This is a genomic window from Faucicola osloensis (genome assembly GCF_020041925.1).
Classification (GTDB): Bacteria; Pseudomonadota; Gammaproteobacteria; order Pseudomonadales; family Moraxellaceae; genus Faucicola; species Faucicola osloensis_D.
Window position 1 is genome coordinate 821255 of sequence record NZ_CP083409.1, and the last position, 17384, is coordinate 838638.

Here is a 17384-nt window from a genome sequence, read left to right on the forward strand (position 1 = left end):
CGCTTAGATTTAGCTTGGTTCAGTCTCGATGTGCATGGTGTCACTGGCTTTTTGCAAATAGGCGCCTTGCAAATAACGCGCACCGACTGTCCACGCCGCTGACATGGCGGCAGGGTCTTCAATAAAAGGCATCAAACAACTGGAGCCGCGCTCAGTGATTTCGCGCACCACCGTTGCCACGGTATTGACATTTTCATTGCTGCTCAAATCTTTGATATAGCTGCGATCGAGTCGTACCAGCTGTGGTTTGACAAACTCCAATACTTCCATCGCATTGACCGCCGAGCCAAAATTATAGATACCTAGGTGACAACCTATTTGGTTAAGCTCATTACTTTGTTTGGCTGCCACCGCTAGATGATCCATTACCATGGTTTCATTAAACTGTACCGTCAATACCCCGGGCTCGCTGGTACCTAATGCTTGCATCAATCGACTCATAAAGCTTGGCAAAGTGGCATCTGCTAGTGATATCTGGCTTAAATGCACTAATAATCGGGCACTGGCATCGACCTCATGACGGTAACGTTTTAAATCTTTACAGGCTTGAATTAACACCCAACGGTCGATTTTATCCATTAACTGATGTCTGGTCGCCACTTCTAAGAATTTATCAGGTGCCATTAAGCTGCCATCTGCCAGCGGCAGACGTAAAAACACCTCAAACATGTTACTGACATCGTTTTCAACGTCATAAATCGGCTGATATAATAATTTAAATTTGCTGTGTTCTAGCGCATCACGTAGCGATTCGTACAGCGCACCGTCATCACTGCTGGCAAAACTACTTGGGTCATATAGATAGAATAAATCTTTATCGTCGTTGCTGTCTTTATTGGCTTTGGCTGCCATGCCGACGGCTTGGATGACACGGTTAATAATAGTATTGGTATCAGGTGCACTGGCGTTGACTAAGGTTGCACCAATGGTTACTGTAGTCTTAACCGTACGATGACCAATTTCAATAATGGTACTATTAATGTCGGCAACCAATTTTTGTCCCAATGCTGTCAAATCTTGTTGTCGCATATTAGGGATAATTAGCATAAACATGCTATCATTAAACCGGCTCAAATAGCCATTTTTCACCCGCTCTACCCCAATAATCTCAGTGAGATGTTGCTCAAGAATATTGGCAACGGCAACCACCACCCCATCAATCCCTTCAATCCCCACACTGGCATGAATTTTACCAATATTATCGACGCGTAACGCCATCAAACCCACCGATAGGTTTTTTTCAACAATCACGTCACGCAGTCGGTTAAACAGTCTTTCAAAACCATGACGATTAAATAGCCCTGTGATTGAGTCAATGCGTTCCATTGCTTCAAGTTTTTTGGCAAGCTCAGCGCTATTGGCTTGTTCGTTGGGCTGGATAATGACTTGTAGACACGGCTGACCGTCATAGGTAGCAGCCGCTAACTGTAGCTTAGCCGCGAAGGTGGTATTATCTTTTCTAATACTTTCAAATTTAAATTCGACGTTTTTACGGTTGCCTTTTTCAAAGTCTTTTAAAAACGTTTTAAAATCTTGGATATTGTTGCGCGCAATCAAGTCAACAACGGGTATCCCCATTAATTCCTCGAGCGTTTTAAACCCAAACATTTCAAGATAGGGCTCATTGGCATAAATATGTAAACCATCTTCAATATAAGCCACTGCACTCTTGGAGTTTTTGATAAGAATATTGGCACGCTGTTCGGCATCGCTCAATACCATTTTTAGGCGCTCAAGCTCGCGCCCTAGTTTATGATGCTCGTGTTCACGGCAGATACGAATGGCCATGCGCAGTAACTTATTTTTGCGCAAAGCATCCGCTGCACCCCAATAGGTATATAAAGGTAATAACTTATGGGTTTTATCAGGGTCGCTAACAAGCTGGGTCTGGGCTTGCTCATTGGCAGTTAATGCACCTGGGTAAGCAGTCGCATCATCAGGCAATAGAGCGATGACGGGGATTTGAGCATCGTGGGCTTTTAAAATCTCTTTGACGTCTTTAAACGATAAATCATACGCATTCCCCATTAAAATAATGTCCCAAGACTGGCGCAATAATTTTATCAGCTCGTCTTTGGCATCCAAAAACCCTAAATTAACCTGTCTATAATAATGTTTTTCTAATAACCCAACCAACTGCTCGGCATACAGCTGGTTATCATCAATGATTAACAGGTTGAGTTGTTTTTGTTTTTGCATCGATTAACTATCCCATTAAACGCTTGGTTTATAGAGCACTAAGCGACCTATTATAAGCGAATTTTTTGATAAATTATTTATAATATTAGATTCAATTTCTTATTATATGATTAATCAATCAAAACGGCTATAAAGATATGAAAATCTTTTATTTTTAATGGGTTAGATTTGATTTGGCAACTTTTGTTGCCATTTTTTAACGATTAAAACTGAATTCTTACAAAAGCGTATTCCTCGATATCATCAGTCATATTAAGTAGCTCAGTTAAACGCACGTTAATTTCTTTGTTATCAATACGTATCACCAGCTTGTCTGCCATTTGGTAGCCAAAACGCGCCATTAGCAAGCGGGTCTGGCTATCAGTGTTGTTTGGGGCGGTTGGAATTATAAATGCCGCAACAAAATGTGGCTGACGGCTACCGGCATTTTGAAAGCGCACGCCACAGGGAATCGCATTTTGACAATGCACTTGCACTTGTGCCTCAATTTCTAAGTAGGTTTTGTTGGTCGGTTGCCCAGTGGGCGTATCGATAAAACCCTGACAGTTGTCTTTAATATAGCCGAGCTGCCAAGTTTTTGAACCATTAACCTTTCGCATCGCAATTAATGAATTGACTTGCAATTGACTCAGCGGGTGATAGCTATCACCACGGCTAATGCTCGGATATTGGTCAACGAGCTGATTGTGGTAGCTAAACACATGCGACAGGCACATGGATTGGGGATTTTCTTTGTTCAACTCAACAACGGTGTATTTTTTAAGATACTCAGTATTTTGAGCTTTGGGTTTTAACCGCTCAGGCAGCTCATTGGCCTGAATGAGATTGCCCAAACTGGTTTTATTCGCAAGCATGTAGTGGATATTATTAAAACCGAGCACGACTTCACATTTTGAATGGCTATGATAATACTCTGCCGCTGGTTTTAACCCATTTTGCAGATTATTCAATACCAATTTGGCCTGACGCGCGCTATTTTTTATCTCAGCATCGGTGCTGATTTGACCTTGGGTAATGGTTTGATGCAAGCGTTTAAATAACCGACTAAACATCAAAAAGAGGCAGTTGCTGGTTGCTGCAAAGGGATTGAATAAATCATCGACTGCCAGCAGTTGGGGCGGCTGTTTACCTTCTAAATCAATATACAGGTAAGGTTTTTCAACCAAATCTTTACTGATAATAAGCTCTTTTATCAACTGGGTACTTACTTTTTGCATGGCTAAAATATCGGCACGCCGACAAGCATACGGATTGGTGACCGCCACCGTCAAGCAGTGAAAATAAATTTCCTCAATCGATAGCGGTGCGCCCTGTTTGCTATATTCATTGGCAGAATGCAGTTTGACTGGCAGGGTGATAGACTGCCAATCATTGGTGACTGCAAACCGATAGCAGGCATTCAGATATTGCCAAACTACCTGTGTATCTTTACGATAGCCGATATATTTTTCAAACAGCGATTGGCGCAGTAATAGCATGATACCATATAGGCAGCGCTGAATGACTTGGGTGGGAGTAAGGGATTGATGTTTATGGCGAAATAAGCCAGTGATGCCTTTTTTATCAACCACTTCAGGGCAAGCCGCCGCTCGTTGCCAGATGACATGGTAAAACATGATGCTTAGATAATGCACCGATAATACAGTATCTAAGCCTTGCTGTTTTTCTTCATCCAAAATCCCTGGCTGGGTTTGGTAATTCATCCGTAATTTGCCGAGTAATACGCTGACGGCTTTATTAACTTCCTCAAACAATGCAAAGCGTTTGACGTCGTCAATATCGGCAAACATCAACTGGTTTATCACGAATTTATATTCGTCATACATCTCACACGCCGACATACGATTAAAGTGCATCTGCCAATCGGTTGTATCCTGCAATGAACTCTGCGTCACTTTAAGTTCAATAGGACTGGTCGGTGTATCGTTTATGCGCTGTAAGAAATCGTCTAGTGTGAGATCCGTAACCATTTTTTTGCATCCAAATGCACAACATTTTTCGACTTATTTAACAACAATAAATAACACAAAAGCCATATTTTATCTAGCTATTTTAAGATAATTGCACTATTTTACAGACAAATAACAGATAACCCATTATTTAGTTGTTTTTTTTCAACAAATTTTAGTGGTTATACAAGTCAATCGGTGTTTTAAACGGCTTATTAGGTAACTCTCGTACCAATTTTGGCACCAAGTAGCCAGCACATTTGGCGAGTAATTCCCAGTACAGAGCGACTGCTTGCTCATCTGAAATATAAAAGTGGCTCGCTCCGGCAACTTTATCAAGCACATGCAAATAATAAGGTAATACGCCCGCTTGCCATAATTTTTCGTTCAAGCTTGCAAGCGTATTTGCATCGTCATTAATCGACTTGAGTAGCACGGTTTGGTTAAGTAAAGTAACACCTGCTTTTTTTGCCTTACCCAAAAATATTTGTGTTTCTTGGTCGATTTCATTGGGGTGATTGGCATGAATGACCATGACGATATGACAGCGGCTGTTAGCAAATCGCGCAAGTAACGGCTCATCTAAGCGCTCAGGAATCATCACAGGTACACGGGTGTGGATACGGATGGTCTGCACTTGGGGTAGTGCTTCAAGGGTGGTGAAAATCTCCAATAAACGACGATTGCTCAGCGATAACGGGTCACCACCGCTTAAAATCACTTCATTGACCGCGGGGTGTGCTGTGATGTAGGCACTGATGGCTTGCCAATCGTTTTGCGTTGGTAGATTCTCGTGGTAGTCAAAGTGTTGGCGAAAACAATAGCGACAATTGACCACGCAAGCCCCGGTGACAGGAATCAGCACCCGTGAGGCATATTTATGGATGATGCCTTTGATGGGATTGGCGTGTTGCTCGTCGAGTGGATCGGTGACAAAACCAGTGACTTGTACCGTTTCTTGAAACGTCGGCAACACTTGCTTAAGCAGCGGATCGTTAATATCGCCTTTCACCATTTTTTGCACAAAGCGACGTGGCACTTTTAGCGGAAATTGACCGACCTGACTATCAAAACTATCTATCGGCAAATCTAACGCTTGCGCCAATTCAGCAAAGCTCGTGATGGTATCAGAAAACGCATTTTGCCAGTTTTTTTGTGTCGCCAAATAGTTTATCATATAGTGTTTATCCAATTGTCAATGCCGCTTGCTGATAACGCCTGTCGCTGATAGGGTTACCCTGTAGGCAGCGCGTTTTTAGCAAATTGGCTATTATACAAAGATTTGATTTACCTCGGTTATTTTTTAGTCGCAACACCTTATTAGGAAATTTTATGGCAAATTACTCAACCAATGAATTTAAAGCTGGCTTAAAAGTCATGCACGAAGGCAACCCATTTGCAATTTTAGAAAATGAATACGTTAAACCAGGTAAAGGTCAAGCATTCAATCGCGTCAAAATGCGTAACCTAAAAACGGGTAAAGTATTAGAAAACACCTTTAAATCTGGCGATAGTCTTGAAGGGGCTGACGTTGTTGATACTGAAATGAACTATCTATACAACGATGGTGAATTCTGGCACTTCATGCACCCAGAAAGCTTTGAGCAGCTACAAGCTGATAAAAACGCAATGGGCGATGCGGCAAAATGGTTAAAAGAAAATAGCAACGAAGAATGTACCATTACCCTATTCAATGGCGTACCTTTAAGCGTTGCCGCGCCAAACTTTGTTGAGTTAGTGATTACCGAAACCGACCCAGGTCTAAAAGGCGATACATCAGGTGGCGGCGGTAAACCTGCAACCCTTGAAACTGGCGCAGTCGTACGTGTGCCATTATTTGTCCAACAAGGTGAAAAAATCAAAGTCGATACCCGCACTGGTGAATACCTATCACGGGTACAATAATATATTTTATTACCAAGAATTTGAAAAAATAAAAGCCCAACTAACTGTTGGGCTTTTATTTTTTAACATGTGTTTAAAAAAGTTTTTGTCACGCTGTCATACTGACGTCGCATCGTGCGATAAATCATAAAAATCATTCGTCAAACGCGCATGGAAAAAATGATTACCCAAATAGAACAACAAATGAAATAATTCACCAAGATAATCAAACTAGCGTTAGCTCAAACCGCTAAAATACAAAGACAAATTAAAAGGCAAGTTAATATACAAACACCAATATAGATAACTCAAGGGTATATCATGCCAGAACTCACCCCGCCAGAAACCAGCCCTGTCATCAGCCTTGAAGCGCCGCAACCCGTTGCCGTTGTGCCACAAGACGAAGCCGACCAACTGGTCAAACTTGACCTAACCAAAGTGCCTGAGCTTGATGCCAAAGTGAACGATTTTGTGATGCATGTATTACAAACCCCTATCAACACGTCTGTATTCGATGAGAAAGTCAACGCCATTCATCAGCTGGGTAGTGCCGAAATTCGCGCTTCAGCACAGATTGCAAATCGCATGCTTGATCGTCCTGCCAAAAGCATGGATAAAGCCTTATTTGACAACTCCCCGATTGCCAAATCCTTGACTGAGCTACGCAGCGTGGTCGAAGACCTAGATCCAACCCGCCAAGGTTCACTGTCAAGTCCACGCAAATTTTTGGGCATCATCCCGATGGGCAAATCCGTGCAAGATTATTTTCGCAAATACCAATCTTCGCAAACCCATATCAATGCCATCATCGAAAGCCTGTATCACGGCAAAGATGAGCTGATGAAAGACAATGCCAGCATTGAGCAAGAAAAGGTCAATATGTGGGCACTCATGCAGTCGCTCCGTCAATATATTTATGTTGGTCAAAAAATTGACGAACGCCTTGAGCAAAAAATCGGTGAGCTTGAAGCCACTGACCCTGAAAAAGCACGCGTGGTCAAAGAAGAACTGCTGTTTTATGTGCGCCAAAAAAACATGGACTTTTTGACCCAACTGGCGGTGAACATCCAAGGGTATTTGGCGCTTGATATGATTCGCAAAAATAACTTAGAGCTTATCAAAGGCGTTGACCGTGCCACGACGACAACGATTGCTGCGCTACGTACTGCGGTGATGGTGTCACAAGCGCTGAGCAGTCAAAAATTGGTACTCGACCAAATCAATGCGCTTAACTCAACGACCAGTAGCTTGATTGAATCAACGTCAGTCATGCTCAAACGCCAAACCGCGCAAGTGCATGAGCAAGCCAGTGGCAGCTCAGTGGACTTGGAAAAACTGCAAAAATCCTTTAACCACATCTATGAAACCATGCAGGCGATTGACGCCTTTAAAGTCAAAGCACTGGGTAATATGCAGCAAACGCTCAATGTCCTTACCCAAGAAGTTGACCGCGCACAAACCTACCTTGACCGCACCAATCGCCAAACGGTGAGTGAGGTTGCCAACGAGCTGCAAATTGATGAGGAGAAATTGGGTAATGTCAAACTTTAATCCCCGTTTGATTTGACTATGCGCAACCTCACGAATGATTGCGGCTTTTACTGTTTATCACCATCTTTTATCAGTAATAATAAAAGGATAATTGATGACAACTAACAAGCAAAAACTATCAAAGTGTCAGTTGGTGAAGACTACTCTTGCAAAGCAAAGTTTTTGAAAAACAAGGTATTTTTAGGCTAAAAAACACCGCCATGAGTGCGGTGTTTTTGCTGAAACATAGCCTTAGTCACATGGCTTTAGTCAGACAATTTATTGGGTAATTTTGCAACCACTTGCGCAACCGTGTTATCCAGTTGACTGCTATCGCTCGGCATGACAGTGATATGAGCGATTTTTCGACCTTCGCGTTCTTCTTTATCATAATTGTGCACGTGCACGCCAGCGATGGCTAGGACTTCGTCCAGTTTTGGGTATTTGCCGATGACATTTAGCATGACAGAGGGTTTGACGATGGCTGTGTCTCCCAATGGGAGTCCTGCCACCGCACGCATGTGATTTTCAAATTGGCTCGTCACTGCTCCTTCAATACTCCAGTGCCCTGAGTTGTGCACGCGGGGTGCGATTTCATTGGCAAGCAATTTTTCAGTACCGCTTTCAGAAGTCACAAATAATTCTAACGTCAACACGCCCACATAGTTTAAATGTTCGAGCAATTTTTTGATATTACTTTGGGCTTGCTCCGTGAGGTTATCAACATTGGGCGCAGGTGCGGTTGATTTGGCTAAAATACCATTGCTATGTTCATTTTGCACGAGCGGATAATAGCGGATTTCACCGTTTTTGGCGCGCACTGCAATGATAGATACTTCGCGCTCAAAGTGAATAAAGCCTTCGGCAATGAGCGGCGCTGTTTTGGTTGCGTTGCCAAGCTCTGCCCACGCGGTGTCGATTTGGTCAGCGGATTTGACCACAAACTGCCCTTTGCCATCATAGCCCCCGCGTGTGGTTTTGAGTACCAAGGGTAGTCCCAATTTGGCGGCGGCGGCTTGGATATCGGCTTTGCTATGCACCGCAATAAAAGGCACGGTGGCGATATCTAATTGATTAAACAAGTTTTTTTCATTTAACCGATCTTGTGCCACCGATAGCGCAAATGACGATGGGTACAAGGTTTTGGTCGATTCCAAAAACTGGGCAGGTTTGAGCGGGGTGTTTTCAAATTCTAAGGTAAAAATATCGCAGCTTTGGGCAAAATCTTCAAATTGCTCGCTACTAAATACTTTACCCAGTAAGCGTGCGGGGCAATTGGCACTATCTTCCAAAAACACGCAGCGAATGCCCAGTGGCAACGCCGCTTGCGCCAACATCATACCCAGTTGTCCGCCACCTAAAATCCCAATCGTTTTGACAGGATAATTGGAATGATTGATGGTATAAAAATTGGCGGTTTGCATAGGCATGGTGGTGGCTCTTTTTGATAAGTAAAACACAGAAGAAAAATTATGGCTAATTATAAAGGATTTGCCCACAAATAAAAAATCCAAGCACAAAAAAACCCATAAGTCTTTAGCCTTACGGGTTTAACAAATCAATGAATAGGCGTTACGCGTTAACTATAATGCACGGGTTCTTCGTCATACACATTGGCATGCCACTGCGAGAGCTGCTTTTGCATTAAGGTTTGAATGGCCGCATGAATCATGCTTTGACCAATCAACTGGGTATCCTCTCCCAACATTTCTTTCACTTTGTCAGAAAATTCAATACTTACCAAGTCTTCTGATTCGTCATTCGAGGTACGTAGTACCATCTTGCCATCATCTTGCTCGACAAACTCCAGCATCATCGCTTCTGCTTTGGCATCCTTTGCCGCTTGCATTAGGCTTTGGTAATCTGATTTTGTATCTTTTTGCATCGTCGCTCCTCAATCTTTTATCCGCCCCAGTGACTAATTTGGTTACTACCTTAGTAGCTATCTTATGAACTAGGCTTATGAGCTAGGCTTATAAACTAGACTAAGAAACCTGTTAGTCACCCTGTCATATCGCTTTAATCAACGTAGCATGGTTTAACGCTTGCATCTTTTTAAAAGCTTGTTGACAGCTTATTGACAGGGTTTGGCATATTGCATGATTATTAAAATGGCGACTTTAACGGTAAAAATCAAGCATAATTTATGATATTAACACAGCCACTACAATGCATAATGCTTAAGGGTTGCTGTGATAAATTATTTAGCGACCCGATTTAGCGACCCGGTGAACTTACAACAACTGCGGGAATACACTTTTTAAGCCGCCAACAAAAATCTCTACCGCAACGGCCGCAAGTAGCATCCCCATGATACGATTGAGCACATTAAGCCCGGTATCACCTAAAAAACGACTCACCTGCCCCGCTGCCATAAAGCTTAGATAAGTAATAATACTGATAATCAAACCTGCGGTGATAATCGCTAACATATTAAAATAACTATGCCCACTTGCGGCATAAATAATCACGGTAGAAATCCCACCCGGACCAATCACCATCGGAATCGTCAACGGCACCACCGCAGATGCCGCCCCTTGAAACGCCACGCCATTTAAATCCCCGGATTTGCCGACATGCGGTTTGGCAACATTGCCAGCACCATTCATCATGCCAATGGCAATAATCAATACCAAGATACCGCCTGCGATACGAAATGACCCAAGCGAAATCCCCAGCACCTTTAAGATAGGCTCGCCTGCCAACGAAAATATCGCGATGGTCACAAACACGGTAATGGCTGAAATCAGTGCAACTTTGCGAGTTTGTTGTCGATTGGCGTCTTTGGTGATATCAATAAATAATGATAACGCGGCAAATGGATTGACCAGTACCACCAGTGCCAAAAATATTTTTAAGACTTGAGATTCCATGAGCATTGACTAACTTGTTGGGTGAAGTTGGGTAAATATGACAAAGCAGTTATGGTAGCATAAATTTAAGTCAGCAGGGTTACGGCGTTAATCCGCTTAGCGCTACCAGTATGTATGCTAAGCCTGCATGATGAATCCTAAATTAATGGCTGTCTAACGTTTGGGTGATTTTATCAAGATTTAAACTATCGGACATGGCATTAAAAATCTCATAGTATTTGCCTTGCTTGCGGTATAGTTCATCATGCGTGCCTGTCTCCACCACGCGCCCTTGCTCGATGACCACCAAATCATCAGCGTCAATAATCTGCGCGATATTGTGCGACACGATAATCACCGTGCGATTTTGTTTGATTAAATCCAAACTGCGCTTGATTTGCTGGCTGGCAATGGCATCTAGACTTGCGGTCGGCTCGTCCAAAAAGACAATCGGCGGATTTTTGAGAAACATACGTGCCAGTGCAATACGCTGCTGCTGTCCACCTGACAAGGATTTGGCTTCGCTTTGGTAGCCTTTGGGCAGCTGGGTGATTTGTTCATGAATAGAGGCTTGTATTGCTGCCTGCTCAATCTGAGCTTGGCTGGCAGTTAAATCGCCATAACGAATATTTTCTTCAATAGTCCCGCCAAAAATATGGTTTTTTTGCAACACCAAACCGATTTGTTGGCGTAGTTCATGGGTATCATAGTCTTGCAAATCCTTGCCATCGAGCAAAATTCGCCCCTGCGTGGGCTGATAAAATTTTACCAACAGATTGATAATGGTGCTTTTACCTGCGCCACTCAACCCGACCAATGCAGTAATTCGGTTGCGCCGAATGCGAAAGCTGACATCTTGCAAGGCTTGATTGCCGTTGGGATAGACAAAATCCACCTGCTGAAGTTCGATATCACCCTGCACCGTCGCAGGATTGACACCGCCTACCACTTCGATTTGGCTATCATCTTCTAAGATATCAAAAAACCCTTCGGCATAAGTCAGCGCATCATTGACCTCATCATAGATACGATGCAACTGGCGAATCGGCGATGCCACGTTTTGAAATAACAACACATGAAACATAATCATGCCAATGGTCATCTGCCCATCAAGCACAAAATACGCGGTTAAAATAATAATCGCCACGACACCAATCTGCTCGATAAAGCTTTTGAGTGCATCATAGCCAAAGCCAATACCACGCGTTTTAAGTTGGTTATCGGTCATCTCTTTTTGAATGGCAAAATGTTTTTGCGCTTCAATCGGCTCGCGGACAAAGGATTTAATCACCGTGATAGCGTTAATCAGCGAAATGATTTGCTCGCTTTTGCTCTCACGATAGTGGCGCATCTGCCGACGAAAGCCTTGCAAGCGCGTGGCTTGTTTTTGACTGATATAAAAATAAATCGGCACAATGACCAGCCCTACCATCCCCACCCACACATTGGCGCTAAACATCACTACCAGCGCTACGATCGCATTGGCAAATAACGGCAACATATCAATAAAGAAGTTTTGCACCAAGCGCGTCAGACTACTGACACCCAAATCAATGCGCGTCTGCAGCTTACCACTGTCGTTATCAGGGTGGGTATAAAACCCCATGCGGTAACTTAAAATGCGCTCTACGACTTTTTGCGATAAATCTCGGGATAAATTAATACGGATTTTTTCACCAAAATAGCGCTGTCCAAAGCTGATGGCCGCGTACAACAGCTCTTTGAGCAGTAGCACGATGCTGATAGTCGTTAGCAGTTTTGCACCTTCCTGCCACGGCTCGCTGAGCTTGACAATCTCGGTCAAATGATCGACCGTGTAACGCAGTACAAAAGCATTGACCTGTGCGGCAAACGAACCAATCACTGTGAGCAGCAACGTCGCTATGATTAATGAGTGATAAGGTTTTGCAAAAACGGATAATTTTTTGATAATTGACCACAGCACGGCGCCGCGTTCGCGTTTGTTGAGTGATATCGGTGCAGGTTTGGCTGGCAGTGTCGACGTATTAGGGAGCGATGGATTAGGAGATGGATTGGGAATATTTGGCAAGAGTGGCTCACAAATGATTTTTCAATACGTTTGGTCGTTTAATATCTTTGGTAAAGTTTAAATAAAACGAGTGCGTTTAAGGTAGTTGGTAATTGTTGCATTCTTGTCCATGCCAAGATTTGCCCCACAAAATCATAAAATAATTTTATGATAATTAGTATTATTTATGAATATTTATTATGATTTGAAGCTTTTAGCGGCAAATACCTTTATACTGAGCGGACTTATTTTTACCTTTCCCTTTTTATTTTAGTTCATAGCCTATTAAAAGGATTTCAGCGTATGCCATTATCATATAAAGCCCCCCTGCGTGATATTCGCTTTTTAACCAATGAAGTATTTAATTACCCCGAACACTATAAAACCTTAAAATCTGGTGAAAATGCCGATCCTGAAACCGTGGATATGATGCTTGACAGTTTTGCGGATTATTGTAGCAATGTGTTGATGCCACTGTACCAATCAGGCGACGATGAAGGCTGCCATTTTGACAAAGGTGTTGTCACCACGCCAAAAGGCTTTAAAGAAGCTTATGATATGTTCGTCGAAGCTGGGTATCAAGCCATACCGTTTCCTGAAGAATTTGGTGGCTTGAATATGCCAATGTCTGTCAACCTCATCAAAAGTGAAATGATGGGCACGGCAAACTGGGCATTTGCCATGTACCCAGGGCTATCGGTGGGCTGTATGAATACCATCATGCAATACGGCACCCCTGAGCAAAAAGCCACTTATATGCCAGGCTTGGTAGAAGGTCGTTGGTCGGGCACCATGTGTTTGACTGAGCCACAATGTGGTACTGACTTGGGTCAAGTTAAAACCAAAGCCATCCCACAAGAGGATGGTACTTATAAGATTAGTGGTACCAAAATCTTTATTTCAGCCGGTGAACATGACCTAACGGAAAATATCGTGCATATCGTATTAGCACGCCTACCCGATGCGCCTGAAGGTACCAAGGGTATTTCGTTATTTATCGTGCCAAAATTCTTGGTTACAGAAAACGGCGACATTGGTGAGCGTAATCCCGTTAACTGTGGCTCAATTGAGCACAAAATGGGTATCAAAGCATCAGCAACTGCGGTACTCAACTTTGATAATGCCACTGGCTATTTAATCGGTGAGCCGAATAAAGGCTTAAAAGCCATGTTTACCTTTATGAACACTGCCCGCCTAGGTACAGGTGTGGAAGGCTTAGCGCATATGGAATTGGCTTTCCAAAACTCATTGCCTTACGCCAAAGAACGCCGCTCAATGCGTACGCTATCCGGTACCAAAGAGCCAAACCAAGTGGCTGATGCGATTATCCATCATGCCGATGTTGCGCGCATGCTACTCACTCAAAAAGCCTTCTCAGAAGGGGCGCGCTCAATGATTTATCACGCATCACGCTATGCTGATAAAATGTTTGAAGGAGCGATGCTCGGTGACGATGCTGAGTTCCACAAATGGGATGATAAATTGGGCTTTTATACCCCAATACTCAAAGGCTTCTTAACTGAACTAAGCATTGAATGCGCCAAACATGGTATGCAAATCTACGGCGGTCATGGCTATATCAAAGAATGGGGTATGGAACAAATCGCCCGTGATGCGCGTATCTCAACCTTGTATGAAGGTACCACAGGCGTACAAGCGCTTGACCTACTAGGTCGTAAAGTGTTAATCCAATCAAAAGGCAAAGTGCTGCTTGATTACACCGCCAATATCATGAAATGGTGTAGTGAATACGCACTAGACAAAGGCATGCGTAAATTTGTTTGGGAATTGACCAAATATTGTGCAGAGTGGAATACCCTTACCACACGTATCATGTTAACGGCGCGTAAAGACCGTGAAATCGTTTCAGCAGCATCTGATGATTACCTAATGTACTCAGGCTATGTCATCATGGGCTATCACTGGGCACGTATGGCAGCGGTAGCGTATGACAAACTCAAAAATGGCGGCAGCGAAACCAAAGAATTCTATGAAGCCAAAATCAAGACCGCTGAGTTCTATTTTGAAAAACTATTGCCACGCGCCTCAGGTCACTCAGAGAGCATGTTGGCACCAAGCGAGTTAATGGCGATGGATTTAGATAGCTTTAATTTCCTAGACTAATGCGTTAAACTTGTTGCGCCATTTTGCAAAAAGGCTGCTCAACCTTAATGGGGGCAGCTTTTTTATTGCTCAAAATTTTAACACATACAAAAGAATTGATTATGGAATTTACTGCTTTTTCGCGCCAAGTCATTGACCAACTAGAATCTGATATCACAGCCTACCTCCAAGCCTGCAAGTTACCCTCACCGCTGCATGAAGCAAGCCTATACGCGATGACCAATGGCGGCAAACGGGTACGTCCTTTACTGGTTGCAGCAACTTTTGCCACGGTAAAAACCAACAATAGTCTTGCCCACCCATCCCATCAATTATCTAATGACGTGCGCCGTGCCATGATGGCGGTGGAGTGTCTACACGGCTATTCGTTGGTGCATGATGACTTGCCTTGTATGGATGATGATGCGCTGCGCCGAGGTCGCCCTACCACCCATATCGCCTATGGTGAAGCCGCTGCCATGCTTGCCGGTGACGTGCTACAGACCTTGGCATTTGAAGCCCTGACCCATACATATTTTGGTGAAAACAGTGAGTTTGCTACTCTGCTTTCTGCCACCTTCGCGCCCCGGGCACGGCGGATGGTCATGGGGCAAATGCTGGATTTAAATGGCGAGCACCAACAGCTTAGCCAAACTGCGCTTGAAGCCATCCACCGTGACAAAACAGGCGCGCTCATTGAAGCGTCGGTATTAATGGGTGCCATCTGTGCCAACGCGACTGACAGCGAGCGCCAAGCTCTCAATAGTTTTGCCGAGCAAATTGGGTTGGCGTTCCAAGTACAAGATGATATTTTGGATGTGACTGCCGACACCAAGCAGCTTGGCAAACCTGCGGGGAGTGATGAAAAATTGGATAAATCCACTTATGTCAAACTACTGGGCGTGGCAGCTGCCAAAACCTACGCGCAAAGCTTATTTGATACCGCTAAAAATGCGGTAATTAAAGAATTTGGAACTAATAATTATCTAGTCGATTTAGCAGACTGGTTGTGGGCTAGACAAAGTTAAATTTTACTATGAGTCTTTATGCAGATATCTAACTTATCAATAAATATTGTGGAAAGTTTACTAATAGAAACAAATTATAGTAAGCGCTTATCAAAATTTTTCATTCATCAACTTCAATGTAGGATAGAGTTGAGTAAAGATATTCAATCGATTATCGATGAGATAAATTATCTTGAAAAATTAATAGTAAAGACGCCAACAAAAAAAGCATCAAAGTTTAGACATGGAAAGTTAAAAGGCTTTTGGCACTCTCATTTCTTTAGCGGACATTTAGAAGACCAAGCAGCCAACTATGTAAAGCTATTTGATGAAGATGGTAAATTTGAACAGCTATTCAAGGATTCATGCGAAAAAGCAACTACCTCTAAAGAATTAGCTAATTTAATTACAAATGAGATAGTTGGTAAACAATTCAGAGATAATAACCATAATGGATCTTGGACTGGGCATTGGATTATATTTGCCAAATACAATGGAGCTAACTATTATCTAATGCTCGCTAACCATTCTAAACGTGGAGAAGATACTGACCTAATTTATGACAAAATGAAATTTGAATGTGAAGCACAATTTCCATTTCTATTTACCAATAAAAACTGATTAATCTCATAAAATTAGAAACTATTTCTTTCTGAACCCAGCAAACAAGCCTTCGTGGTTAATTTTTGGCATTTTCATGGTCACGGTGTTTGACAGCAAATCATGCAGCGCCAGTCCTTGCTTATTGACCCATGCAAACCAATAATTGAACAATAGCCCAATAAACATACTAAAATACAGCGCACCCACCGACTGGTGGATAAGATAGCCTATCATCCCGCAGACCACCGGCAATAAACACGCGGCTAATATCCGCATCATCGATTGCCGCCAACTTAGCAATGAGCCATCACGGTTCATGGTTTTAAGCCGCCAAGTCTGCATGCCAAGCGTCTGCCCTGCCTTACGCCAAAATACCCCATAAAACCCGACCAATATAATCACGAAAGCAGGGAGTTGCACAACATTACGATACCATAGCGGTAATGTCGCCGCTTGCTTCATATCCGTCCCTGCTAAACCTAGCAGTTTAGTCCCCAATACGATAAGCAGCATCTGCACAAAAAATAGCATCGCCAAAATCAACATACCATCATACAGCATAGCAATCAGCCGAGTAGCCGCTTTTGCCATCACGGGTTGTTGTTCTGGCAATGGCGCTGATTGCATGGATTGCGGCTGGCTGTTGGTCTCAGCTCTTTTTAACATTGAAGTTTCGGTCTTAGGCATAGGTATGGCGAGCAAATGATGGTAGTGGTAGCGAAATTGTAGCCTAAATACAACCAAAAGGCTATGACTCAAACGCTAACTACAGACCCATCAGCGCATGACTCAGATAAAAATAACTGGGATGAAAATGCCTTAGGCAATAGTGAGGCAGTGGTGAAAAAAACGGAACGGCAAAATAACCCGCTGAGTAATATGAGGTATAAAAAAATAAGACATAAAAAAAATCGCCTGACTCAAAGAGTGGCGATTAATTTTAACAAAGTAATTAGTGGTGCGCTTGGAGGGAGTCGAACCCCCGACCCTCAAGTTCGTAGCCTGATGCTCTATCCAACTGAGCTACAAGCGCTTAACTAATGTCTTCGTTTGAAGTGGGCGCTATTATAAGTTAGAATATTTATTTTGTCAAACTTTATTTTAAATAATTTTAAAACTAATTTTGCTTCAATAAATGGCGGTGACGGAGGGATTCGAACCCTCGATACAGTTTCCCGTATGCAGCCTTAGCAGGGCTGTGGTTTCAGCCACTCACCCACGTCACCGA

Annotated in this window: 13 protein-coding genes and 2 tRNA genes; 5 read left to right on the forward strand and 10 right to left on the reverse strand. The window is 43.1% G+C overall.

Annotation, left to right across the window (positions count from 1 at the left end):
• Positions 1-9 precede the first annotated feature (9 nt).
• The 3 genes from LAJ61_RS03565 to epmB all read right to left on the reverse strand — a co-directional run bounded on the left by LAJ61_RS03565 (position 10) and on the right by epmB (position 5325).
• Positions 10-2199 carry a GGDEF/EAL domain-containing response regulator gene (locus LAJ61_RS03565; RefSeq protein WP_224054497.1) on the reverse strand — a complete coding sequence of 730 codons (2190 nt, stop codon included), beginning with the start codon at positions 2197-2199 and terminating at the stop codon, positions 10-12.
• Between the two features lie 203 nt (positions 2200-2402).
• Entirely contained in the window at positions 2403-4169 is a 1767-nt protein-coding gene (locus LAJ61_RS03570; RefSeq protein ID WP_224054498.1) for a hypothetical protein, read from the reverse strand.
• A 154-nt stretch (positions 4170-4323) separates the two neighbouring features.
• Positions 4324-5325 carry an EF-P beta-lysylation protein EpmB gene (gene epmB, locus LAJ61_RS03575; RefSeq protein WP_224054499.1) on the reverse strand — a complete coding sequence of 334 codons (1002 nt, stop codon included), beginning with the start codon at positions 5323-5325 and terminating at the stop codon, positions 4324-4326.
• 155 nt (positions 5326-5480) lie between these two features.
• Here epmB and efp point away from each other — a divergent pair, with 155 nt between their 5' ends.
• On the forward strand, positions 5481-6053 hold the full coding sequence (gene efp, locus LAJ61_RS03580; RefSeq protein ID WP_204155483.1) for an elongation factor P: 573 nt from the start codon (positions 5481-5483) through the stop codon (positions 6051-6053).
• Between the two features lie 300 nt (positions 6054-6353).
• Positions 6354-7583: a toxic anion resistance protein gene (locus LAJ61_RS03585; RefSeq protein WP_224054500.1), complete on the forward strand. Its 1230-nt coding sequence runs from the start codon at positions 6354-6356 to the stop codon at positions 7581-7583.
• Between the two features lie 245 nt (positions 7584-7828).
• On the opposite strand, the gene LAJ61_RS03590 is transcribed toward LAJ61_RS03585, so the two are convergent.
• The 4 genes from LAJ61_RS03590 to LAJ61_RS03605 form a co-directional block, all read right to left on the reverse strand.
• Positions 7829-8986, reverse strand: a complete 1158-nt coding sequence (locus LAJ61_RS03590; RefSeq protein WP_409034992.1) for a 5-(carboxyamino)imidazole ribonucleotide synthase — start codon at positions 8984-8986, stop codon at positions 7829-7831.
• A gap of 155 nt (positions 8987-9141) precedes the next feature.
• Positions 9142-9447 (reverse strand): hypothetical protein, encoded by a 306-nt coding sequence (locus LAJ61_RS03595; RefSeq protein ID WP_224054502.1) that lies wholly within the window; start codon positions 9445-9447, stop codon positions 9142-9144.
• A gap of 349 nt (positions 9448-9796) precedes the next feature.
• Entirely contained in the window at positions 9797-10435 is a 639-nt protein-coding gene (locus LAJ61_RS03600; RefSeq protein WP_007117140.1) for a MarC family protein, read from the reverse strand.
• 142 nt (positions 10436-10577) lie between these two features.
• Positions 10578-12359, reverse strand: coding sequence for an ABC transporter ATP-binding protein (locus LAJ61_RS03605; RefSeq protein ID WP_224054794.1), 1782 nt, complete (start codon positions 12357-12359; stop codon positions 10578-10580).
• A 387-nt stretch (positions 12360-12746) separates the two neighbouring features.
• On the opposite strand from LAJ61_RS03605, the gene LAJ61_RS03610 reads away from it, so the two are divergent.
• From LAJ61_RS03610 to LAJ61_RS03620, 3 genes are all read left to right on the forward strand, one after another.
• Positions 12747-14567: an acyl-CoA dehydrogenase C-terminal domain-containing protein gene (locus LAJ61_RS03610; RefSeq protein ID WP_224054503.1), complete on the forward strand. Its 1821-nt coding sequence runs from the start codon at positions 12747-12749 to the stop codon at positions 14565-14567.
• A gap of 101 nt (positions 14568-14668) precedes the next feature.
• A complete protein-coding gene (locus LAJ61_RS03615; RefSeq protein ID WP_224054504.1) occupies positions 14669-15574 on the forward strand; it encodes a polyprenyl synthetase family protein in 906 nt (301 codons plus the stop codon).
• 18 nt (positions 15575-15592) lie between these two features.
• Positions 15593-16174 carry a hypothetical protein gene (locus tag LAJ61_RS03620; protein WP_224054505.1) on the forward strand — a complete coding sequence of 194 codons (582 nt, stop codon included), beginning with the start codon at positions 15593-15595 and terminating at the stop codon, positions 16172-16174.
• Between the two features lie 21 nt (positions 16175-16195).
• Here the strand turns inward: LAJ61_RS03620 and LAJ61_RS03625 are convergent, their stop codons facing one another.
• The 3 genes from LAJ61_RS03625 to LAJ61_RS03635 form a co-directional block, all read right to left on the reverse strand.
• On the reverse strand, positions 16196-16822 hold the full coding sequence (locus LAJ61_RS03625) for an RDD family protein (RefSeq protein WP_224054506.1): 627 nt from the start codon (positions 16820-16822) through the stop codon (positions 16196-16198).
• Positions 16823-17112: 290 nt separating this feature from the next.
• A tRNA-Arg gene (locus tag LAJ61_RS03630) sits at positions 17113-17189 on the reverse strand.
• Between the two features lie 103 nt (positions 17190-17292).
• Positions 17293-17382 (reverse strand) — tRNA-Ser (locus LAJ61_RS03635).
• Positions 17383-17384: the final 2 nt, after the last annotated feature.